This window comes from Anaeromyxobacter sp. Fw109-5, assembly GCF_000017505.1.
Lineage (GTDB): Bacteria > Myxococcota > Myxococcia > Myxococcales > Anaeromyxobacteraceae > Anaeromyxobacter.
On the sequence record NC_009675.1, the window covers coordinates 1,651,474 to 1,672,238 of the forward strand.

The 20,765-nt window shown below is 74.4% G+C and carries 19 protein-coding genes; 13 read left to right on the forward strand and 6 right to left on the reverse strand.

The window, feature by feature from the left end; all coding sequences use genetic code 11:
• Nucleotides 1-60: 60 nt before the first annotated feature.
• Entirely contained in the window at nucleotides 61-1,365 is a 1,305-nt protein-coding gene (locus tag ANAE109_RS07415; RefSeq protein ID WP_011985769.1) for a hypothetical protein, read from the reverse strand.
• Between the two features lie 288 nt (nucleotides 1,366-1,653).
• Nucleotides 1,654-4,071 (reverse strand): endonuclease MutS2, encoded by a 2,418-nt coding sequence (locus ANAE109_RS07420; RefSeq protein ID WP_011985770.1) that lies wholly within the window; start codon nucleotides 4,069-4,071, stop codon nucleotides 1,654-1,656.
• Between the two features lie 82 nt (nucleotides 4,072-4,153).
• Between ANAE109_RS07420 and ANAE109_RS24795 the strand changes: the two genes are divergently transcribed.
• Entirely contained in the window at nucleotides 4,154-4,927 is a 774-nt protein-coding gene (locus ANAE109_RS24795) for a lipopolysaccharide assembly protein LapB (RefSeq protein WP_011985771.1), read from the forward strand.
• 165 nt (nucleotides 4,928-5,092) lie between these two features.
• Here the strand turns inward: ANAE109_RS24795 and ANAE109_RS07430 are convergent, their stop codons facing one another.
• On the reverse strand, nucleotides 5,093-5,521 hold the full coding sequence (locus ANAE109_RS07430) for a hypothetical protein (RefSeq protein WP_011985772.1): 429 nt from the start codon (nucleotides 5,519-5,521) through the stop codon (nucleotides 5,093-5,095).
• A gap of 118 nt (nucleotides 5,522-5,639) precedes the next feature.
• Between ANAE109_RS07430 and ANAE109_RS07435 the strand changes: the two genes are divergently transcribed.
• The 7 genes from ANAE109_RS07435 (at nucleotide 5,640) to ANAE109_RS07465 (ending at nucleotide 11,350) form a co-directional block, all read left to right on the forward strand.
• Nucleotides 5,640-5,918, forward strand: coding sequence for a hypothetical protein (locus ANAE109_RS07435; protein ID WP_041448185.1), 279 nt, complete (start codon nucleotides 5,640-5,642; stop codon nucleotides 5,916-5,918).
• Between the two features lie 25 nt (nucleotides 5,919-5,943).
• A complete protein-coding gene (locus tag ANAE109_RS07440) occupies nucleotides 5,944-7,068 on the forward strand; it encodes a glycosyltransferase family 4 protein (RefSeq protein WP_011985773.1) in 1,125 nt (374 codons plus the stop codon).
• Nucleotides 7,069-7,120: 52 nt separating this feature from the next.
• Complete coding sequence (locus tag ANAE109_RS07445; RefSeq protein WP_011985774.1) at nucleotides 7,121-8,161, forward strand: lysylphosphatidylglycerol synthase transmembrane domain-containing protein; 1,041 nt, start codon at nucleotides 7,121-7,123, stop codon at nucleotides 8,159-8,161.
• Nucleotides 8,162-8,182: 21 nt separating this feature from the next.
• Nucleotides 8,183-9,436 carry an exo-beta-N-acetylmuramidase NamZ domain-containing protein gene (locus ANAE109_RS07450; protein ID WP_011985775.1) on the forward strand — a complete coding sequence of 418 codons (1,254 nt, stop codon included), beginning with the start codon at nucleotides 8,183-8,185 and terminating at the stop codon, nucleotides 9,434-9,436.
• A 207-nt stretch (nucleotides 9,437-9,643) separates the two neighbouring features.
• Entirely contained in the window at nucleotides 9,644-10,195 is a 552-nt protein-coding gene (locus ANAE109_RS07455; RefSeq protein ID WP_011985776.1) for a metallophosphoesterase, read from the forward strand.
• Complete coding sequence (gene nadD, locus ANAE109_RS07460; protein ID WP_011985777.1) at nucleotides 10,195-10,791, forward strand: nicotinate (nicotinamide) nucleotide adenylyltransferase; 597 nt, start codon at nucleotides 10,195-10,197, stop codon at nucleotides 10,789-10,791. Before ANAE109_RS07455 ends, nadD begins: the two co-directional genes overlap by 1 nt.
• A gap of 88 nt (nucleotides 10,792-10,879) precedes the next feature.
• Nucleotides 10,880-11,350, forward strand: coding sequence for a DUF4442 domain-containing protein (locus tag ANAE109_RS07465; protein ID WP_011985778.1), 471 nt, complete (start codon nucleotides 10,880-10,882; stop codon nucleotides 11,348-11,350).
• A 3-nt stretch (nucleotides 11,351-11,353) separates the two neighbouring features.
• Here ANAE109_RS07465 and ANAE109_RS07470 read toward each other — a convergent pair whose 3' ends face one another.
• Nucleotides 11,354-13,876: an AAA family ATPase gene (locus tag ANAE109_RS07470; protein ID WP_011985779.1), complete on the reverse strand. Its 2,523-nt coding sequence runs from the start codon at nucleotides 13,874-13,876 to the stop codon at nucleotides 11,354-11,356.
• 68 nt (nucleotides 13,877-13,944) lie between these two features.
• Between ANAE109_RS07470 and ANAE109_RS07475 the strand changes: the two genes are divergently transcribed.
• From ANAE109_RS07475 to ANAE109_RS07490, 4 genes are all read left to right on the forward strand, one after another.
• The gene (locus ANAE109_RS07475) at nucleotides 13,945-14,880 is read left to right on the forward strand and encodes a patatin-like phospholipase family protein (protein WP_011985780.1); all 936 of its coding nucleotides are present in this window, start codon (nucleotides 13,945-13,947) and stop codon (nucleotides 14,878-14,880) included.
• A gap of 99 nt (nucleotides 14,881-14,979) precedes the next feature.
• Nucleotides 14,980-15,552 carry a cupin domain-containing protein gene (locus ANAE109_RS07480; RefSeq protein ID WP_011985781.1) on the forward strand — a complete coding sequence of 191 codons (573 nt, stop codon included), beginning with the start codon at nucleotides 14,980-14,982 and terminating at the stop codon, nucleotides 15,550-15,552.
• A 3-nt stretch (nucleotides 15,553-15,555) separates the two neighbouring features.
• The gene (locus ANAE109_RS07485) at nucleotides 15,556-16,197 is read left to right on the forward strand and encodes a hypothetical protein (RefSeq protein ID WP_011985782.1); all 642 of its coding nucleotides are present in this window, start codon (nucleotides 15,556-15,558) and stop codon (nucleotides 16,195-16,197) included.
• Between the two features lie 188 nt (nucleotides 16,198-16,385).
• Nucleotides 16,386-16,991 carry a class I SAM-dependent methyltransferase gene (locus ANAE109_RS07490; protein WP_011985783.1) on the forward strand — a complete coding sequence of 202 codons (606 nt, stop codon included), beginning with the start codon at nucleotides 16,386-16,388 and terminating at the stop codon, nucleotides 16,989-16,991.
• A gap of 79 nt (nucleotides 16,992-17,070) precedes the next feature.
• Here ANAE109_RS07490 and ANAE109_RS07495 read toward each other — a convergent pair whose 3' ends face one another.
• Nucleotides 17,071-18,138 (reverse strand): metallopeptidase family protein, encoded by a 1,068-nt coding sequence (locus ANAE109_RS07495; RefSeq protein WP_011985784.1) that lies wholly within the window; start codon nucleotides 18,136-18,138, stop codon nucleotides 17,071-17,073.
• Nucleotides 18,139-18,396: 258 nt separating this feature from the next.
• Here ANAE109_RS07495 and groL point away from each other — a divergent pair, with 258 nt between their 5' ends.
• On the forward strand, nucleotides 18,397-20,040 hold the full coding sequence (gene groL / locus ANAE109_RS07500; protein ID WP_011985785.1) for a chaperonin GroEL: 1,644 nt from the start codon (nucleotides 18,397-18,399) through the stop codon (nucleotides 20,038-20,040).
• Nucleotides 20,041-20,112: 72 nt separating this feature from the next.
• On the opposite strand, the gene ANAE109_RS25990 is transcribed toward groL, so the two are convergent.
• On the reverse strand, nucleotides 20,113-20,724 hold the full coding sequence (locus tag ANAE109_RS25990) for a DUF305 domain-containing protein (RefSeq protein WP_158305876.1): 612 nt from the start codon (nucleotides 20,722-20,724) through the stop codon (nucleotides 20,113-20,115).
• Nucleotides 20,725-20,765: the final 41 nt, after the last annotated feature.

Sequence of the window (20,765 nt, forward strand, 5' to 3'; positions counted from 1 at the left end):
TTGACGTACGAAGGCGTCCGCGGAATTCAACCTCCGCGGACGCCCCCGATGTGACCCCGACTAGAACTTCAGCTGCGAGGAGACCGCGATCTGGCTGGCGTCGAAGTCGGCGCCGTTGCCGTACGTGGTCTCGGTCCGCATGAACTCCACGCCGAACCGCCAGGCCTTCCCGGCGTTCACGAGCGCGCCGAAGGCGAGCTGCGTGTTCTCCTCGCGGGCGGTCGCGGCGGTGACGAACTCCGGCTCGTCGCTCTCGGCCGAGCCGTAACCGGCGGTGAGCCAGAGGTACGGGACCGGCTTGATGATGGCCTGCGCCCACCAGCCCTTCGTGTCGAGCGCCTCACGCGCCCCCGCGTCGCCGCGGGTGCTCGGGTCCGGGGCGTTGTACGTATCGCTCGCGCCGGAGCCCATGTAGTACTCGCCCTTCGCCGCCAGGAACTGCGTCAGGTTCAGCTCGGCGTCGACGCCGAACATCCAGGTGTCGAGCTCGTCGTCCGTGCCGCCCGTGGCGTTCAGGTACTTCCGCTCCTGCCGGTGGTAGCTCACGCCCACCGTGCCGCCCATGTCCGGGGCGAACTTCGCGTTCACGGCCGCGCGCGCCTCGAGGTCCGGCACGCCGGAGGCGTTGCCGGGGCCGAAGTCGGTGCCGTGCGGCCCGTCGCCGTCGGTGAAGCCGTCGGCCGGCGAGAGCACCGCGCCCTGGAGCGTCAGGCCCATGTCACCGAACTTCCCGTTGAACGTGGCGCGCACCTGGGGAGAGCGGCGCCACAGGTTGCCGGCCTGCCAGAAGAGCGGATCCGCGACCCAGGCCAGCGACTCCGCGAAGAGCGGGTTCACGAGGCCGTACTCCTGGCCGGCGAGGACGGCGAACGAGGAGCCGTTCGCGAACTTCCAGCTCGCCGTGGCCGCGGCGAGGCGGAGCCGCATGACGCCGTTGTACCAGTTGGTGCTCGCCGCGTTCGCGCCGGCGATGTGACCGGCCTTGAAGTCGAACTCGATGACGCCGGACAGGTCGGCGCCGGTGAGCATGGTGTCCTTGCCGCCGAGCCGCACGCCGAAGCGGGACTGGCGCGCGCTCATCAGGAACGCCTCGCCGGTGTCCAGCGACGACGCCTGGCCCGGGTAGTCCTTGGTCGCGAACGCGTCCAGGTCGTAGAACGCGTTCAGCAGCACGAAGCCGTACGGGGTGACCTTGATCGCGTCGTCTGCGGGCTTCGTCGCCGGGACCTTCTCGGCGACGGGGGCACCGGCGGGCGCCGCCTGCTCGGCGGGCTTCGCCGGCTCGGCGGGCGTGGTCTGCGCGAGCGCCGAGAGCGGCAGCGCGAGCGCGAGGCCTGCAGCGACCAGCTTCTTGAAAGCCTTCATGCAGTTCCTCCGGAAATCGACTTGCTTTGCGTTTTGCGCGAGAGCCCGGGCCGGTTCAGCGGGGAGCGCCAGCTCGGACGAGTGCCTCCTCTCTACCACACCGTGCGGACCGCCGAGCGCAGAAAAGTTCGCTAGCCCCGCAGGAATTGCGGACTCGTGAAGACGGGTTCGGCGGTCCCTCGCACGAACGAGGCAAACGCTGGCCCTGGATCGACCGGGCGCCCGCACGGCCGGAGCTCCCGCCGTCGCGCGCGATTTGCGTGCGCGGGCGCACGCCTGGCAGCGGCGCTAGCGCCGGAGGCTGACGACCGTCACCGCGTCGCCGCCCTCGTGCCGGTCGCCGGCGCGGAAGGCGCCGACGTAGGGCGAGGCGGAGAGGTGATCGCGCAGCGCCTGCTTCAGCGCGCCGGTGCCGTGGCCGTGGAGGATGAGGCAGTCGGCCTCGCCGTCCGAGTAGAGGCGATCGAGGAATCGCTCCACCTCCCGGAGCAGCTCCTCGACGCGCAGGCCGCGCACGTCGAGCCGCCGCTCGAGGCCGGGCGGCGCGCTCGGGCGGGCCTCCGAGGCCGCCTGGAGCTTCTCCGAGCGCGAGCGCCCGAGCTTCGCCGCGTCCTTCGCCTTGCCGAGGAGCGGCACGAGATCCGCGACCGGCCGGCGGACCTTCAGCGGCCCGGCCCGCACGAGCGCGTCCTTGCCGTCCACCTCGACCACCTCGCCCTCCTGGCCGAGCGAGACGATCCGCACGCGCACGCCCGGCCTCACCTCGCCGCCCGGGAGCGCCTCCGCGCCGGCGTCGGCGCGCGCCTGCGTCGCCTTCGCCGCCTGGGCGACCGTCGCGCGCCAGGCGTCGAGCTGGCGGGCGGCGTCGGTCGCCGCCTTCACGGTGGGCCGCGCCTGCAGGCCGGCGAGCAGCTCCGCCACCTCCGCGCGCGCGGCCTCGAGCTCGTCCGCGAGCGCCTCGCCCATGCGCGCCGCCGCCTCGCGCTGGGCGCGCCGCGCGACCTCCTCGGCGGCCCGGGCGCGCTCCTCGGCCTTCCGCGCCGCGTCCCGCGCGCTCTCCGCGGCGCGCCGCTCCTCCGCGAGCCGCGCGCGCTCGTCGTCGAGGGCGCGGAGCGCCTGCCCGAGCGCGCCGCCGTGCCCGGTGAGCGCCGCCCGCGCCCGCTCGACGAGCGGCGCCGGCAGGCCCACCCGCGCGGCGACCTCGATCGCCGACGAGCTGCCCGGGCTCCCGAGGTGCAGCTGGTAGGTGGGCGCGAGCCGCTCGGCGTCGAAGCCGACGCGGGCGTTCGCGTAGCGCGGGTCCGTGAGAGCGAGCGCCTTCAGCTCGTCGAGGTGCGTGGTCACGAGCACCGCCGCGCCGCGCTCGACCAGGGACTCCAGGATCGCCGCGGCGAGGGCCGCCCCCTCGCGCGGATCGGTGTCGGCGGCGATCTCGTCCACGAGGATGAGGGAGCCGGGCACCGCGCCCGCGAGCATCTCCTTCACGGCCGCGAGGTGGGCGGTGAAGGTGGAGAGGTCCTTCGCGAGATCGCCCCGCTCGTCCACCGCCGCCTTCACCTCCAGGAAGAACGGCAGCCGCGACCCCTCGGCGGCCGCGACCGGCAGGCCGGCGCGGAGCATGAGCGCGGACAGCCCGACCGCGGTGATGGCGACCGTCTTCCCGCCGCCGTTCGGCCCCGACACGATGAGCGCGCGCGCGGGCGCGTCGAGCCGGACGTGGCTCGGGACCACCTTCTTGCCCTGGAGGACGAGCAGGGGATGGCGGAGCGACAGCAGCTCGAAGCCGGCGCCAGCGCCGCCCACCCTGAGCCCGTCGAAGGGGGAGAGCACCTCGGGGGCGTGCGCGTCGAGATCGGAGGCGAGCAGCGCCGAGCCCTCGAGCACGTCGAGCGCGGCCAGGATCCCGAGGTCGCGGGCGAGCGCGCCCGAGTCGGCCATGAGCGCGCCGGTGAGCTCGCGCAGGATGCGCTGCTCCTCCTCGGCGGCGACGGCGTTCGCGATCGAGAGCTCGTTGCCGAGCTCGACCATCGAATCCGGCTCGACGAAGAGCGTCTGGCCGGACTGCGAGGCGTTGTGGACGATGCCGGGGACGGCGCGGCGCGCGCTCGCGAGCACCGGGAGGACGTAGCGCTCGTTGCGGATGGTGAAGTAGGTGTCGCGCAGGTGGCGCTGCATGTCCGCGTCCGCGAGGAGCGTCTCGACCTGGGCCTTGAGCGCGCGGTGGAGGCCGCGGGATCGCTCGCGGGCCTGGGCGAGCTCCGCGCTCGCCCGGTCCGAGATCGCGCCCGAGGGCTCGATGGCGCGCTCGATCCGATCGGCGAGCGCCGCCGAGGGCGACAGCGGCTCCGCGAGCGCCCACAGCCGCGGCGTCTCCGACGCCCGGGCCTCGAGCAGGCCCCGGGTCCGGGCGGCGGCGCGTGCGAGCGCGGCGCACTCGCGCAGCGCGAGCGGCTCGAGGACGCCCCCCTTGCTCGCCCGCTCGAGGTGCCCCTCCACGTCGCCGACGCCCCCGAGCGGCAGCGCGAGGGCGAGCTCCGACAGTCGCCGCGCCTCTCCCACCAAGGCGAGCGCCTCGCGCGCGGCCTCCGCGGTCGGCTGGAAGGGGAGGGCGAGCGCCCGGTTGCGGCCCGCCGGCAGCCGGCAGCGGGCCGCGAGGGCGTTGAGGATCTCGGGCCAGCCGAGCTCTCGTTGCGTGCGGTCGGTCATCGGTCGGTGCTCCACTTACCCGTTCCGGGCGCGACGCGCCACCGACCGGATTACCGGCGCGTCCGCGTGGTTATATGACCTCGTGAAGCGCCTGCCCCTCGCCTCGTCCATCGCGCTGGTCGCGCTGCTGCTCGCCTGCGCCTCGACTCCCCCCCTGCCGTCCGGGCCCCTGCCCGCCGCCGCGGTCCCGGCCGCCGTCCCGCTGCCGGGCTCCGACGCGCTCCTCGCCGAGGGTCGTGCCCTGCGCGAGGCGGGCGACGTGGCCGGCGCGGTGGCCCGGCTCGAGGAGGCGCACGCCGCCGCGCCAGCGCGCGACGACGTCCGGATCGAGCTCGCCGAGCTGCTCGTCGCGGACGGCAAGGAGCTCGACCGCGCCGGGGCGGTCCTCGCCGGCGTGCGCCGGAGGACCGTGGACGCGCGATGGGACCTCGCGAGCGCTGGCCTCGCGGAGCTGCGCGGCGACGACGAGGCGGCCCAGGCGGCTTACGGGCGCGCCCTCATGGTCCGCGAGGATCCCGACGTGCGCCTCCGCCGCGCGCGCGCGCTCGAGCGGCTCGGACGCGTCGCCGACGCGGCGCAGGAGCTGGAGCGGGCACGCTCCTCCCGGCCTCGCGACACGGTCGTGAGGGCACGCCTGGCGGAGCTGTACGAGGCGGCGGGTCGCCTCACCGAGGCCGAGACCGAGCTGCTCGGCGTGGCGCGCGCGGCGCCCGAGCGGTCGGCAGGGTGGACCCAGCTCGCGCGCTTCTACGAGCGCAACGGCCGGACCGCCGACGCCGAGAAGGCCGACGCGAAGGCGCGGGCGACGGGGCGGCCGGGCCGGAACCTCAGGCCGCTGCTGCCTTCCCGCCGGTGAGCCTCGCACGGCGTCGTGGCAGCCCGGCTCCCGCTCCCGATGGGGGCGGTCGCCTCAAGGCTCGTTCAGAATGCCGGGGACCGAGCCAGGCGAGCGAAACGCGAGCAACGCAGCGATGCGACGCGGATCGTTCGCCGCGGCGACGGGACCGGCGTTCTGCGGCCCTCATCGCCTGAAGCGCTCGGCCAGCCAGGCGACCGCGAACGACCGCGGGATCCCAGCGGCGAGACTCCCGGCGAGGATCCCGAGGGGCGCCGACAGATAGATGAGCGCCAGCAACCCGCCCGACAGCCCCCACAGCGCGGAGAGGAGCAGGCCGAGGCCCCGCACCCGCCGAGCGGCGTCGTCCAGGGCGGCCGCGAGCGTGGCCGTGATGAGGCCGTTCACCGAGGAGGCCGCGATCGCCACGGCGATCGAGACGGCGGTGCGGTCGATCGCGACGATGTCCCGGAACGGGCCCGCCACGTAATCCACCAGGAGGTAGGGGGGGGTGGTCCAGGGCAGCCGGGTCGACAGCACGTCGAAAGCGAGGTGCGCGGCCGCCGCGATCACGGCGGTGACGGGCACCCTGGTGCGGAGGGTCCGCTCGGACATCCGCGCGTGCTTAGCAAAATCCGGCCACTGGGCGCCAGCGGACCGAGCGGGCCCACCGCCGGGGCCGGTTGGCCGGCTCGGGAGCGGGTGTCTACGTTGGCCAGAGGAGGAAGTCCTCGTGCCTCACTCTGGTCCGACCGTCTCACGAGGCCACCTGCGCCTGGCCAGCGCCCCCGCACCGCATCGCGTCGAAGGGCGCGCGGTCCTGCTCGTCCGTGCCGCCGGGGCGGCGCTCGCGCTGCTCTGGCTCACAGCCGCGGCGTGGATCTCCGCAGCCCTCGCCCTCGCGCCGCTGGCGTGGCGCCGCGCGCCGCTCGGAAGACGCGTGCGCCCCATCCCGCCGCGCGAGGCGCGCGTCATCCCGTTCCAGCCACGCCGCCAGGCGCTGACGCGCTGAGCGGCTCCGCCCCAGGAGGCGGCCCTTGCGCATCGGCGTCGTCACCGAGGAGTACTACCCCAGCCTCGGCGGCATCCCCGAGCACGTCCACAACTTCGCGCGCGAGGCCCGCCGCCTCGGGCACACGGTCAAGATCGTCACGAGCGTGATGCCGGACGTGGCGAAGGGCGCGCCGCCTCCCACGGAAGCCCAGTCCTCTGACGTGCTGCGGGTAGGGGCGAGCCGGCCGCTCGCCCAGCGCGGCGCGGTCGGGCGGGTGACGGGCGGGACGGGCGTGGGGGCAGCCCTGCGCGACCTCTTCGCGCGCGAGCGGTTCGACGTGGTCCACGTGCACGCGCCCCTCTCGCCGGTCCTCCCGCTGCTCGCGATCCACCACGCGACCGGGCCGGTCGTCGGCACCTTCCACCCCGGCGCGCGCCCCGGGCTCCTGTTCCGGCTCGCGCGCGGCGTGCTCCAGCGGTACGTGGATCGGCTGGACGCGACGATCGCCGTGTCGCGGGCCGCGCTGGCGCCTTACGGCGATCGGCTCGGCGCGGACGTCCGGATGATCCCGCACGGCGTGGACTACGACCGGCTCTCGCGCGGACGGAGGCTGCGTCGCTTCGACGACGGCAAGCTGAACGTGCTGTGGCTCGGGCGCGTCGAGCCGCGGAACGGGCTCGACTGCATGATCGGCGCCTTCCACCGGGCCTGGCGGCAGATCGACGCGCGGCTGATCGTGGTCGGCGACGGGCCCGGGCTCGCCCGCGCTCGCGCGCGCCTGCCGCGCGAGCTGGAGGAGGACGTGGTCTTCGTGGGCCGCGTCCAGGACGAGCGGCCGGACTGGTACGCCACGGCCGACGTCTTCTGCGCGCCGTCGCAGGCCCCGAGCGCCGGGGTGACGCTCCTCGAGGCGATGGCGGCCGGCAAGCCGGTCCTCGCCTCCGACGTCGAGGGGTACCGCGAGATCGTGCAGCACGGGCGGGAGGGCGAGATCCTGCCCGCGACCGACGAGGCGGCCTGGGCGCGGGCCCTGCTGCGCCTCGCGCGGGAGCCCGCTCGCGGCGCGGCGTACGGCGAGCGCGGGCGTGTGACCGCGCAGCGGTTCGCCTGGCCGTCCGTCGCGCGCGAGGTGCTCGGGGTGTACCGCGCGATCGGCGTCCGCGGGTGAATCCCCGGAGCGCCCTTTCGCTCCGGCGGATCCGCGGCTAGTCTGTCGCGCCGTGTCCGCCCTCTGGCAGCGCCTCCGCGGCATCGCCGCCACGCCCGAAGGGCGCCCCGGACGCCAGCGGCTGCTCCGGCTCGCCGGCCTCGCGATCATCGCGGCGTTCGGCGCCGTGGCGCTCGCGCGGGTCGACCTGCGCGAGGTCCTCCGCAGCCTCGCCTCCGCGCGGCCCGAGGCCTTGCTCCTCGCCATGGGCGCGAACGTGCTGTCGCAGTGGCTGCACGCCGGCCGCTGGGCCGCGGTGGTGCGGCCGCCCGGCGTTCGGGTCCGGGCGCGCGACGCGTTCGGGCCCCTCGTCGCCGGCTACGCGGTCGGCGTCGCCGTGCCGGCGCGCGCCGGCGACTTCGTCCGGTCGCACCTCCTCGCCCGCCGGACCGGCCTCGCCACCACCTCGGTGCTCGCCGCGGCGATCCTCGACTACGTGGTCGGGACGGCCACCCTCGTGCCGCTCATCGCCGGGCTCGCCTTCGCCGCGCCGCTCCCGCCGTGGGCGCGCCAGGCGCTGCTCGCGTTCGCGGTCATCGCAGGAGCGGGGCTCGCCGCCTCGTGGCTCGCGCGGCCGCGCGCCGGTCACGACGCCTCGGGCCGGGGGCTCGCCGGCCTGTGGGCCCGGCTGCGGGCGGGTCTCGGCGCCGCGCACGAGCCGCGCGCCCTCGGCAAGTCGTTCGCGTGGGGGCTCGCCGGGTGGGGGGCGGAGCTCCTCGTGGCCTGGTTCTCGCTGGTGTCGCTCGGCCTGCCGGCGACGCTCCAGCTCGCGGGTCTCCTCGTCGTCGCCACCACGGCCGCGAACGTGATCTCGCTCTCGCCCGGCAACGCCGGTCCGTTCGAGGCCGCCGCCGCGCTCGTGGTGGCCGGCGTGGGCGTCGCCGCCGCGCCGGCGCTCGCGTTCGCGCTCCTCTATCACGCGGCCCACCTCGCCCCGATGTTCGCCCTGGGCGCGATGGCGCTCGTGCGCGAGGCGCGCGATCCCCGCCGATCGCGGCTCGGCGAGGGCGCGGAGCCCCGTGACGCGAGCGCGCCCGGCGCCACCGGGAACTGAGCCCAGCCCGAGGGAGCTTCCATGCCTCGCCGCGCGAACGCCCGCCGGAAAGCCGCCGCCCCCCGGGGGGCCGAGCGCGGACGCGCGCGCGCGGCCGTGGTTCGCTCCGGCCTCGACGTGCTCGCCCGCGGCCGCTTCCGGGCGCTGCGGGGACGGCGGGTCGGCCTCGTCTGCAACCCCACGGCGGTCACGGCCGAGCTCGTGCACGCGGCGGACCTGCTCCACGGCGCGTCCGGCGTCGAGCTCGCCGCGCTGTTCGGCCCCGAGCACGGCGTCCGGGGCGACGCGCAGTACATGGCGGCGGTCGGGGGCGAGCGCGACCCGCGCACCGGCGTCGCGGTCCACTCGCTCTACGGCGAGACCCCCGAGTCGCTGAAGCCGTCTCCCGAGGCCCTCGACGGGCTCGACGCGCTCGTCTTCGACATCCAGGACGTCGGCGCCCGCTACTACACGTACCAGGCGACGATGATGCTCTGCATGGAGGCGGCCGCCGACGCGCGGGTGCCGTTCGTCGTGCTCGACCGGCCGAATCCGATCGGCGGTGTGCTGGTCGAGGGGCCGCGCCTCACGCCGGGGTTCGAGAGCTTCTGCGGCCTGCACGACCTCGCGCCGCGCCACGGCATGACCGTCGCCGAGCTCGCGCTGCTGTTCCGCGCGGAGCGGAGGCTCGACCTCGAGCTCGAGCTCGTGGCCTGCGAGGGCTGGCGGCGGGAGAGGTCGTTCCGCGAGACGGGGCTCCCCTGGGTGTTCCCGTCGCCGAACATGCCGACGCCGGAGGCGGCGCTCGTGTACCCGGGCATGTGCCTCCTCGAGGGGACGAACCTCTCCGAGGCGCGGGGCACCACCCGCCCCTTCGAGCTGTTCGGGGCGCCCTGGCTCGACGCGCCCCGGCTCGTCGCCGACCTCGCGCGCGAGCGGCTCCCCGGCGTCCGCTTCCGCCCGGCGAGCTTCGTGCCGACCTGGGACAAGCACACGGGCGTCCGGTGCCACGGCGTCGAGCTGTTCGTCACGGACGCCGAGCGCTTCCGGCCGTTCCGGACCGGCCTCGCCTGCGTGCTCCACGCGCGGGCCCAGGATCCCGCGCGGTTCGCCTGGCGCACCGAGCCGTACGAGTTCGTCGCCGGCGTGCCCGCCTTCGACCTGCTCTGCGGCTCGGCGCGAGAGCGCGAGGGGATCGAGGCGGGGGCCACGCTGGCGGAGCTCGCGCGGGCGTTCGCGCCGGAGGAGCGCTCCTTCGCGCGGCGGCGGGCGCCCTACCTCCGGTACGCGGGCTGAGGGCCGTGAATCAGTCCCCGGACCGAGCCAGGCGGACGAGACGCGAGCAGCGCGAGGCGCGACGACCGAGCATACCCGTAGGGTATGTGAGGGAGGAGCAACGAAGCGATGCGACGCGGATCGGCCGCCGCGGCGATGGGAGGGGACTGTTTCACGGCCCTGGGGTAGGCTCCGCCGGCTGGGAAATGCTGTGGAGGAGGCGTCTCCTTGAGGATCGGGCTCGCAAGCGACACTCACGGCAACCTCGACGCGCTCGCGCGCGCCTTCGAGCGCTTCGAGCGCGCCGGCGCGGAGCAGGTCTTCTTCCTGGGCGGGCGGCACGCGGACGTGGACGGCGTGCTGGCCCGGCGCCGGCGCGGCACGCCCGATCCCATCGCCGCGCGCATCGTGCGCGTCGCGAGCCGGGCTTGCCCGGAGGGCGTGAGCGGCGAGGTCCCCCGCACTCACGTCGATCTCGTCGAGGGGCGCATCTGCTGCCTGGTCCACGACAAGGCGGACCTCTCGCGGGACGACATCGCGAACGCCTCCGTCTTCTTCCACGGCAACAGCGCGCGCGCCGGCATCGTGCAGATCGGGCCGCGCTGCTTCGTGACGCCGGGGCACCTCCGCGGCGACGCGCCCCCGGACGCGCCGGCCACCTTCGCGATCGCCGAGCTCACGGACCGCGACGTCGTCCTCACCGTCTATTCGGCCGGCGGCGCGGAGCTGCGCACCGAGCGCTGCGCGCCCACGGCGCAGGGCCGGATGTCGGTGAAGTGATGGCGCGGCGGACGCCGGGCGGCGCGCGCGCGCGCGCGGGCGGAGGGCGAGCGGTCGCGATCCTCGGCGGCTCCTTCAACCCGCCGCACGTGGCCCACCTCATGGCGGCGTACTGGGCGCTCGCGACGCAGGACGTCTCGGAGGTCTGGCTCCTCCCCTCGTACCAGCACCCGTTCGGCAAGGCGCTCGCGCCGTTCGACGACCGGGTCCGGATGTGCGAGCTCGCCGCGCGCGCGATCCGCGGCGTGGCCGTGTGCACCGCCGAGGCCGAGCTCGCCGGCGATCCGCTGGTGGGGAAGACCGCGCGCACCCTCGAGCACCTCCACGCGAAGCATCCGGATCACCGCTTCACGCTCGTGGTCGGCGCGGACATCCTGCCGGACACGGACAAGTGGTACCGCTGGGACCGCGTCCAGGAGCTGGCGCGCGTGGTGGTGGTGGGGAGGGAGGGGTACCCGCCGGTGCCGGGAGCCCCCACGCTGCCGGCCATCTCGTCCACCCTGGTGCGCGAGCGGCTCGCCCGGGGGGAGGACGTCTCGGGGCTCGTCGCGCGGAGCGTGCGGGAGTACGTCGAGCAGCGCGGGCTGTATCGCTAGGGCGCCGCGCGCTCTCTCGGCCTCGTGCGGGGGCGGCGTTCACGCGAGGAGCGTTGCGGCGGCGGGCGGCGCCGTCAAACTGGCGCGCATGGGCGAATCCCTCCGCACCCGCGTCGAACGCCTCGGCTTCAACCTGTTCCCCGCCTACCGGGGGAGCGGCGGCCGGGTGACGTTCATCGCGCACGACTGGCGCGAGGTGCGGGTGGAGCTGCCGCTCTCGCGCCGCACGCGCAACTACGTGGGCACCATCTTCGGCGGCTCGATCTACGCCGCCGTCGATCCCATCTACATGCTCATGCTCATCCGGTGCCTGGGCGCTGGCTTCGTCGTGTGGGACAAGGCCGCGGCGATCCGGTTCCTGCGGCCGGGCCGCTCCACGCTGCGCGCCACGTTCACGCTGCCGGAGGAGGAGACCGATGCCATCCGGACGGCGCTCGAGGCCGCGCGCTCGGTGGACCGCGTCTATACGGTGCGGCTCGTGGACGGGCAGGGGACCGTCTGCGCCGAGGTCGACAAGACGCTGTATGTCCGCCGGAGGGAGGGCGGCACCGGGCGCTGACGGTCAGGCGCGCGCGGCGCGGTCGAAGCGCAGCCCGCCCGCGGCGTCCACGTCCACGATGGCGACGTCGCCCGGGCCGAGCTCGCCGGCGAGGATCCGCTCCGCGAGCGGGGCCTCCACGAGCCGCTGGATGGCGCCGCGCATCGGGCGCGCGCCGAGCGCCGCGTCGAACCCGCCGTTCTCCACGAGGTGCGCGATCGCCCCGTCGGTGGCCTCGAAGCGGATCCGCCGCTCCGCCTCCAGCCGCCGGGACGAGCCGGCGACGAGGAGGCGCGCGACCTTCGCCACGTCCTCGCGGGACAGGGGCGAGAAGCAGACGCGCTCGTCGAGGCGGTTCCACAGCTCCGGCGGCACGGCGCCGCGCGCGGCCTGCAGGACGCGGTCGGTCCTGGGCTGGACCCGCTCCGCTGCGCCGAACCCCATCGCGCCGGTGGAGGTGCGCGTCGCCTCCTCGGCGCCGAGGTTCGAGGTGAGGACGACGACCGCGTTGGAGAAGTCCACCTGGCGGCCGCGCCCGTCGGTGAGCCGCCCCTCCTCGAGCACCTGCAGGAGCAGCATCTGCACGTCGCGGTGGGCCTTCTCGATCTCGTCGAGCACCACCACGGAGGCCGGGCGGCGGCGGACGGCGTCGGTGAGCTGGCCGCCCTCGCCGTAGCCGACGTAGCCCGGCGCGGCGCCGACCAGGCGCGCGACCCCGGTCGTCTCGGCGCACTCGCTCATGTCGAGCTGGACCAGCGCGTCGGGGGCGCCGTAGAGCGCGTCGGCGAGCGCGCGGGCGAGCTCGGTCTTGCCGACGCCCGTGGGGCCGAGGAAGAGGAACGAGCCCATGGGCCGGCGGGTGGCGAACCCGGCGAAGTTGCGCTTCAGCACCGCCGCGACGCGCGCGATGGCGTCCGCGTGGCCGACCACTCTGTCGCGCAGCGCGACCTCGAGCCCGAGGATCCGCTCCCGGTCGGAGGCGAGCAGGCGGGACTCGGGGATGCCGGCCATCTTCGCGACGGTGCGGGCGACGTCCGCGGCGTCCACCTCGGCCGCGCCCGCGCGCGAGGCGCGGGAGCCGGCGAGATCGAGGGCGCTCACCGCCTTGTCGGGCAGGAAGCGGTCGGTGACGTAGCGGGCGGAGAGGGACGCTGCGGCCTCGAGCGCGCCGTCGGCGAACCGCACCCGGTGGTGCTTCTCGTAGCGCGGCGCGAGGCCGCGCAGGATCGTGACCGTGTCCGCCACGGACGGCTCGCGCACCAGCACCGGCGTGAAGCGGCGCTCGAGCGCGGGATCCTTCTCGATGTGCTGGCGGTACTCGTCGTGCGTGGTGGCGCCGATGCAGGGGAACTCGCCGCGGCCGAGCGCCGCCTTGAGCTCGTTCGCCGCGTCCTGCGGCCCCTCGCCCGCCTGGCCCGCGCCCATGAGCGTGTGGATCTCGTCGATGAAGACCACGACCCGGCCCGCGGCGCGGCGCACCTCCTCCTGGATGCCGAGGAGCTTCTCCGAGAACGCCCCGCGGAGCGACGTGCCCGCCACCACGCTCGCCATGTCGATCTCGACGATCACCCGCTCGCGCGCGGACTGGAGGAGCCGCTGCGCGATCCCCTCGACGATGGCGGTCTTGCCGACGCCGGGCTCGCCGACGAGGAGCGGGTTGTTCGTGCGCCGCTTGCCGAGGACGTCGATCGCCTCCTCGACCTCCTGCTCGCGGCCGACGAGCGGGTCGAGGCGGCCGGCGGCGGCGAGCTCGGTCAGGTTCCGCCCGAGCTGCGAGAGCCAGGGGAGCTCCTTGGGATCGAGCGCGTGCGGGGAGCGGCGCGCGCGGGTCCCTCGACTGCGCGTCTCCGCGTCCGCGGAGACGCTACGCTCGGGATGAGCGGCCTCGGGAGCGTCGGTCGAGGTCGGGGGCGGGGTGGTCCCTCGACTCCGTGTGTCCGCTGCCGCGGACACACCACGCTCGGGATGAACGGCCTCTCCATCCGTCGCGGTCGCGTCTCCGAGCGCCTGCTCGAGGTGGGCGTCGAGCTGGAGGTCCCGGCTCGGGTCGGCCGCGCGAGCGCGCGGCTCGCTCCGCCGCGGGGGCGTGAGGGGCTGCGCCGGCCGCACCTGCACCGGCTGCAGCTCGCGCAGCCGGCGCGGCATGCTGGCGGTGAAGTAGGAGAGGGCGACGTTCCGCAGGGTCGAGAGCTGGAGCCCGCACGCGCCGAGGAGCTGGTGGGCGGCGCTCGCGCGGACGCGCCCCATCGCGATGAGGAGGTGCAGGCAGTCGACCTCCTCCGCCCCGACCGACTCCGCCACCTCGCGCGACCGCTCGCGCAGGTCGCGCAGGACGCCCTCCGGCTCCTTCGGCTTGCCGGTCATCGCCGCGAGGAGCCGGTCCTCGTCGATGCCGCGCTCCTTGAGGAGGATCTCCGCCCGGTTCGGCACCGTGAAGAAGGCCAGGAGCTGATGGGCGCTCGTGAGCTTCTGCTTGACGCTCGCCGCGATGTCCGCTGCTTCGGCGATGACCTGCGCCAGCTCCATCGACTCGATGACCGGGGGCATTCGGCGCGACGATGCGATATCGGCCCATAGGGGTCAATTTTCCGGCCGATCCGCTATGTTTCAGGGTCATGCGCCGCCCTCTCGCCGCCGCCGTCCTGCTCCTCGCCGCCTGCCGCACCGCGGCGCCCACGCTCGTCACCGAGCGCCAGCCGCCGCGGGTCCTCGAGGCGCCCCCCGCGCCGGTCCCCGAGCCGCGCGTCGCCCTCGTCCTGGGCGGCGGCGCGGCGCGCGGCTTCGCCCACATCGGCGTCATCCGGGTGCTCGAGCAGGAGCGCATCCCGGTGGACCTCGTCGTCGGCACGAGCGTGGGGAGCCTCATCGGCGCGGTCTACGCGAGCCACAAGGACAGCTTCGAGCTGGAGTGGACCGCCTTCCAGCTCGATCAGGACGACCTCTTCGACTTCGGGATCGTGAACGCCGTGGTCGGGATGGGCTACGCCAAGGGCGAGAAGCTCGAGCGGTTCGTGCGCGAGAGCGTGAAGCAGAGGGACATCGAGCAGCTCCGCGTCCCGTTCGCGGCGGTGGCGACGGACCTGAACTGGGGGCAGCGGGTGGTGCTCGACAAGGGGTCGGTCTCGCGCGCGGTCCGCGCGTCGTCGGCCATCCCGGGCGTGTTCGAGCCCGTGCAGCACCAGGGGAAGCTCCTCGTGGACGGTGGCGTCGTCGACAACATCCCCATCGACGTGGCGAAGGCGAAGGGAGCGGACCTCGTCATCGCCGTGGACATCTCCGCCGACGTCGGGAACACGGACCTCCGCAACGTCGTGGACGTCATGCTCCAGGCGACGAACATCATGTTCGCCGTGAACGTCGGGTTCCGTCGCCAGGGCGCGGACGTCCTCGTGCAGCCGAAGGTCGGGAACCTGGGGATGCTCGACTTCTCGAAGAAGAAGGAGTGCATGCTCGCCGGCATCGAGGCGGCGCGCGAGGCGGTGCCGCGCATCCGCGCCGCCATCGACCAGTGGAAGGCGCGCAAGGCGCTCGAGGGGACGCCGCGAGGGTGAGCTCGCCCGCGGCCCGCGCGTCGCACCCCGGAACGGCTCCCCCTCCGGGAGCGGCGTCCGCGCCGGGCAGCGAGGGTAGGCTCGACGTGGAGGTCCGCCATGTCCGAGGCCAAGGTGCCTGGCTACAGCTCCGACGAGAGGGCGCCGCTGCCGCCGCCGCGCGACCTGCTCATCCGCGCGGAGGATCGCGTCCGGCTCCAGGAGGAGTCCGCTCGCCATCCCTGGAACCCGAGGTCGGAGATCCACGGCTACATGCTCGGGCGGAGGGCGGGGCTCGCGCGCGTCGGCGTGAACCTGCTCCGCGTGCCGCCCGGCAAGGAGTCGTTCGCGTTCCACCGCCACCTGCGGGAGGAGGAGTTCGCGTTCGTCCTGTCCGGCAAGGGCGTCGTGGACGTCGGCGACGAGACCTTCGAGATCGGCCCGGGCGACTTCCTCGGCTTCCCGGCCGGCAGCCACCCGCACAACCTCCGCAACACCGGGAGGGAGGACCTCGTGTATCTCTCGGGCGGCGAGAACCGGAACGCCGAGATCGCCGAGTTCCCGCGCGACGGCAAGGTGATGGTGCGGGTGGGACGCGACGTGACCGTCTACCCGCGGGCGGCCGGGGAGCCGTTCTGGCCGAGGCACGGGGGCGCGGAGGGGAGTGACGACGTCGGGCCGCATGAAGGGTGAGCGTTGACGGCTCCCCTCGCAGCGCTCGTCCTGGCGGTCGCCACGGCGGGGGCCGACCGCGCCGTGGAGCCGAGCCGTCCCGCGCCGCCCGTTCGGCTCCGCGTCGAGGCCGGCCCGGACGGCGCCCCCGTCGCGTTCCGGGAGGGCGATCCGTCGCCCCTGCGCGGCGTGGCCATCTACCGCGCCGTGCTCCGGCTCGACCTCGTGGAGCGGCACGACCGCGCCCGGATCACCCGGCGGGCGCTCCTCGTGGGCGGCGCGGTCGCGCTCCTCGGAGGCCCCGCGCTCGGCTATGCGTTCGGCTCGGCCGCGGCGCGGCCGACCGTGAACTGCTGGGTGATGGGCGACGACGGCCAGCCGATCCCGCAGTGCCGGCCGAACGCGGACATCGAGCGCGAGAACGACCAGAAGCTGCGCCGCGGGGTGCTCGTGGGCACGGGCGTCGGCGTCGCCCTCTCGGCGCTGCTCGTCACCGCCGGCCTCTCGGTGGACCCGGCCGTCCCGGACCTCGCCGAGGCGCAGGCGCTGGTGGCGCGCTTCAACGCGCGGCTCGAGCGCCCCGCGGGCGTGACGGCGCCGCGGGCGCGGCTGCGGCTCGAGCCGCTCGAGGGCGGCGGGTGGGTCGGGGTGGTGGGGACGTTCTAGGCGTGCGGCCCGCGAGCGCGACCGCGCCCTTCGCCGAGCGCGGGGCGAGCGGATCCATGTCTGCTCCGCTCGCGATGCCCCTCGACGACGGCTTCGGGGAGCCGCGCGCGGGATCCGGTCCGCCGTGAGGCCGCGCTCGAGGCCGAGCACCCTGGACCGCGCCGTCCACCTGGGTTAAGGAGCCGCCGATGCCCGCGCGCTCCCGCTTCGACGCCGACTACTTCCGCCGCTTCTACGACGGACCCGGCAAGACCCACTCCGCCGCCGAGATCGGGCGGCTCGCGTGCGGGGTCGACGGGCTCGCCGCCTGGCTGGGCGTCGAGATCCGCTCCGTGCTCGACGTCGGCGCCGGGACGGGCCTGTGGCGGACCTGGTTCCGCAAGCACCGCCCCGGCGTGCGCTACCGCTCGATCGACGTCTCGCCCTTCGCCTGCGAGCGCTACGGCCACGAGCTGCGCGACATCGCGCGGTGGCGCTCCCGCGAGCGCTTCGACCTCGTGGTGTGCCACAGCGTGCTGCAGTACCTCGACGACGCCGCGGCGGCGCAGGCGCTCGAAAACATCGGCCGGATGTGCCGTGGGTTGCTGTACCTCGAGGCCGTGACGAGGAGCGACGTCCCGATCCTGGATCTCGAGAAGTCGGACACGCAGATGCACGTGCGCAGCGGCGCCTGGTACCGGCGCGAGCTCGGGCGTCACTTCTTCCAGATCGGCGCCGGGCTGTGGGGATCGCGGCGCAGCCCGGTCCAGCTCTTCGATCTGGAGGGCCCGGGGGCGCTCGCGAGCCGCGGCTAGACCGCGCGGGCCGCGCAGGGGCATCCGCCGGAGCGAGCGAAGCGAGCGCCCGGAGCCCCGGCGGCGTCGCCCGTCTGGATCAATCCAGCCCCCGCGCCCACAGCTCGTCCTCGTCGAGCCCGAGGAAGTGCCCCACCTCGTGGACGAGCGTCACGCCGATCTCCTGGATCAGCTCCTCCCGGCTGCGCGCGAAGCGCTCCAGGTTCTTCTGGAAGAGGACGATGGCGGACGGGAGGTGGCTCCAGGGATCCATGGAGACCTTCTGGCCGTACGGTGCGCCGCGGAAGAGGCCGAGGATGGCGGGAGAGAGGGGCGGGTCGGAGGCGAGGAGATCGTCGGAGGTGGGCAGGTCCTCCACGGTGATGGCGACGTTCGCGAGGTAGCGCCGGACCTGCTCCGGGATCTCCGCGAGCGCGTCCTCCACCGCGCGCTCGAACTCCGCGGGCGTGAGCGCGATCGGCTCGGGGAAGGCCTTCGGGTCGAGCCGGTGGGCGCGGGCGAAGCGGCGGCGCGCCTCGGCGGCGTCGCCGCGGCGCTCGGCGACGAGGCCGAGGTGGTGCTGCGTCCAGGGCTCCTCGGGATCGAGGGCCTCGGCGCGGAGCAGCACCGCGAGCGCCTCGTCGAAGCGGCACAGCTCGTAGAGCGCGAACCCCTGCTCCACCCGCACCTCGACCGAGTCGGGCAGCGCGTCCTCCGCCTCGGTGAGCCGCGCGAGGGCGGCGCGCGACTCGCCGAGCTGGTTCAGGCCCGCGCCCTCCAGCCAGGCGAACTCGCCCGCGAGGGCGGGATCGCCGGCCTTCCTCGCGAGCTTCGCCCCGCGCCGCGCCAGGACGAGGCCACGCTCCACGAGCTCGCGATCGGTGTCCTCCTCCTGGAGGACGTTCACGTGGAAGTCGGCCGCGCCGAACAGCAGGTCGAGGTCGTCCTTGCCCACCGCCAGCGCGGCGTCGTACGCCGCGCGCGCCTCGTCGAGCCGGCCCAGCTCGGCGAGCGCCGCGGCCCGGTACTGCAGCGCGCCCACCGAGCGTGGCGACGCGCGGAGCGCTTCCTCGGCGTGCGCCAGCGCGTCCTCGAAGCGGGCGTCCTCGAAGGCCTCGCCGGCGGCCTCCACGAGCGCCTCCCCGGGATCCGGGCGGGCAGGTGGCATCTCAGCGCTCCTCTCGGCGGCACGTCATCGGGGCCGGCCTATCGGTCGCTCCGGCCGTTGTCAAACCCGGCTCGCCCCGCGTGGGGCGGCCGGCGGACCGGCTCCGTTCACGATGAGCGCGTCTGCGGCGGGGCCCGGGAGCCCGCTTGACCGGGGTCCTCGCGCGGTTATCTTAGCGGCCGCTCCGGGCGACTGCCAGCGCGCAGACCGGGCGAACAAATCGAAACCACGAGGATTTTCGACAAAGGAGCCTTCGCCATGCCGGCCAAGGAGATCGCATTCCACCAGGGGGCCCGCGAAGCCATCCTCCGCGGCGTCCAAACGCTCGCCGAGGCTGTCGCCGTGACCCTCGGCCCCAAGGGCCGCAACGTCGTCATCGAGAAGAGCTTCGGCTCGCCGACCATCACCAAGGACGGCGTCACGGTCGCGAAGGAGATCGAGGTCGAGAACAAGTTCGAGAACATGGGCGCGCAGATGGTCCGCGAGGTCGCGTCCCAGACCTCGGACAAGGCGGGCGACGGCACCACCACCGCCACCGTGCTCGCGCGCGCCCTCTTCGAGGAGGGCCTGAAGCTCGTGGCGGCGGGCCACAACCCGATGGACCTCAAGCGCGGCATCGACCGGGCCGTCGAGGTGATCGTCGCCGAGCTGAAGAAGCTCTCGAAGCCCACGCAGGGGAAGAAGGACATCGCCCAGGTCGGCACCATCTCCGCGAACGGCGACGAGACGATCGGCAACATCATCGCCGAGGCGATGGAGAAGGTGGGCAAGGAGGGCGTCATCACGGTCGAGGAGGCGAAGGGCCTCGAGACGACGCTCGACGTGGTCGAGGGCATGCAGTTCGACCGCGGCTACTCCTCCCCCTACTTCGTCACGAACCCGGATCGCATGGAGGCCGTGCTCGAGGATCCGTTCATCCTCATCACCGAGAAGAAGATCTCGGCGATGGCCGACCTCATCCCGGTGCTCGAGCAGGTCGCCCGCTCCGGCAAGCCGCTCCTCATCGTCGCCGAGGACGTGGAGGGCGAGGCGCTCGCGACGCTCGTCGTGAACAAGCTGCGCGGCACGCTCCACGTGTGCGCGGTGAAGGCGCCCGGCTTCGGCGACCGCCGCAAGGAGATGCTGAAGGACATCGCGACGCTCACCGGCGGCAACGTGGTCGCCGAGGAGCTCGGCATCAAGCTCGAGCAGCTCACCGTGAAGGATCTCGGGCGCGCGAAGCGCATCACGATCGACAAGGAGAACACCACGATCGTGGACGGCGAGGGGAAGCGCGAGGACATCGAGGCGCGCATCAAGCAGATCCGCGCGCAGATCGAGGAGACCACGAGCGACTACGATCGCGAGAAGCTGCAGGAGCGGCTCGCGAAGCTCGTGGGCGGCGTCGCCGTGATCAACGTCGGCGCGGCCACCGAGACCGAGATGAAGGAGAAGAAGGCCCGCGTCGAGGACGCGCTCCACGCGACCCGCGCGGCCGTCGAGGAGGGCATCGTCCCCGGCGGCGGCGTCGCCTACCTCCGCGCGCTGCAGGCGCTGAAGAAGCTCGAGGTGCCCGAGGGCGATCAGCGCTTCGGCGTGGCGATCGTGCAGAAGGCGCTCGAGTACCCGGCGCGCCGCATCGCCGAGAACGCCGGCTGGGACGGCGCGGTGGTCGTCTCGAGGATCAACGACGGCAAGGCGGCCCACGGCTTCAACGCCGCGAGCGAGGTGTTCGAGGATCTCGAGAAGGCGGGAGTCATCGATCCGACCAAGGTGTCCCGCACCGCGCTCCAGAACGCCGCGTCCGTCGCGAGCCTCCTCCTCACCACCGAGGCGATGGTGGCCGAGAAGCCGAAGAAGAAGGGCGCGCCCGCCGGCGGCGGCATGGGCGGCATGGGCGGCATGGACGAGATGGATTACTGACGCGCGCGCGCCGGTGACCGTCGCACCACGGCGGAGGCCACCCGGCCTCCGCCGTCTCTTTTCGCGCGCTGGTCAGCGGCGTCCCCCCATGCCGCCGCCTGGCCCAGTGCCACCGCCGTGCATCGGACCCGTGCCGCCGCCGTACGGCCCCGGACCCGTGCCATCGCCGTACGGCCCCGGCCCCATGCCATCGCCGCAGAACCCGCCTGGCCCGGTGCCCGCAGCCCCCGTCCCAGCCGGGCAGTCCCCGATCGCGACGCAGTCCCCGTACCAATCGCACCGCCATGTCTGCATCGACGCGATCTCGGCGGACTGCGCCTCGATGATCGACGCGCAGAGATCCGTGAGCTCCTGGTGCGTCGCGTGCGCGAGGCACCCCTGGCTCATGTGCACGGCCTGCTGGTGGTGGGGGATCATCTCCTCGAGGAACGCCACCTCGAAGGCGTCTCCCCGGAGCCCCGACAGGTCGGCGTCGCCCCGCATCATCATCCCGCCGGATCCCGCCTCGTACGTGACGCCGTACCAATCGGCGAGCCACTCGGTCATCGACGCAATCTCCGCGGTCTGCGTCGTGATGACATCGCCGCAGAGCTCGAGCAGCTCGGGGTGATACGCGGCCCCTGGCTGGACGCAGGCCATGCCCATCTCGACCGCCATCGCGTGGTGATCGATCATCTGCGTCATCCACATCACCTCGAACCCGGAGCGGTTTCCCGTCGGCAAAC

What these genes read in the sequence shown, in the direction of transcription:
- nadD (WP_011985777.1), top strand. Translation starts at nt 10,195, where the DNA reads ATGGCGCGGCGGACGCCGGGCGGCGCGCGCGCGCGCGCGGGCGGAGGG.
- ANAE109_RS07480 (WP_011985781.1), top strand. Translation starts at nt 14,980, where the DNA reads ATGTCCGAGGCCAAGGTGCCTGGCTACAGCTCCGACGAGAGGGCGCCG.
- ANAE109_RS07490 (WP_011985783.1), top strand. Translation starts at nt 16,386, where the DNA reads ATGCCCGCGCGCTCCCGCTTCGACGCCGACTACTTCCGCCGCTTCTAC.
- ANAE109_RS07495 (WP_011985784.1), bottom strand. Translation starts at nt 18,138, where the DNA reads ATGCCACCTGCCCGCCCGGATCCCGGGGAGGCGCTCGTGGAGGCCGCC.
- ANAE109_RS07450 (WP_011985775.1), top strand. Translation starts at nt 8,183, where the DNA reads ATGCCTCGCCGCGCGAACGCCCGCCGGAAAGCCGCCGCCCCCCGGGGG.
- ANAE109_RS07465 (WP_011985778.1), top strand. Translation starts at nt 10,880, where the DNA reads ATGGGCGAATCCCTCCGCACCCGCGTCGAACGCCTCGGCTTCAACCTG.
- ANAE109_RS07475 (WP_011985780.1), top strand. Translation starts at nt 13,945, where the DNA reads ATGCGCCGCCCTCTCGCCGCCGCCGTCCTGCTCCTCGCCGCCTGCCGC.
- ANAE109_RS07420 (WP_011985770.1), bottom strand. Translation starts at nt 4,071, where the DNA reads ATGACCGACCGCACGCAACGAGAGCTCGGCTGGCCCGAGATCCTCAAC.
- ANAE109_RS25990 (WP_158305876.1), bottom strand. Translation starts at nt 20,724, where the DNA reads ATGACGCAGATGATCGATCACCACGCGATGGCGGTCGAGATGGGCATG.
- ANAE109_RS07415 (WP_011985769.1), bottom strand. Translation starts at nt 1,365, where the DNA reads ATGAAGGCTTTCAAGAAGCTGGTCGCTGCAGGCCTCGCGCTCGCGCTG.
- ANAE109_RS07470 (WP_011985779.1), bottom strand. Translation starts at nt 13,876, where the DNA reads ATGCCCCCGGTCATCGAGTCGATGGAGCTGGCGCAGGTCATCGCCGAA.
- groL (WP_011985785.1), top strand. Translation starts at nt 18,397, where the DNA reads ATGCCGGCCAAGGAGATCGCATTCCACCAGGGGGCCCGCGAAGCCATC.
- ANAE109_RS07430 (WP_011985772.1), bottom strand. Translation starts at nt 5,521, where the DNA reads ATGTCCGAGCGGACCCTCCGCACCAGGGTGCCCGTCACCGCCGTGATC.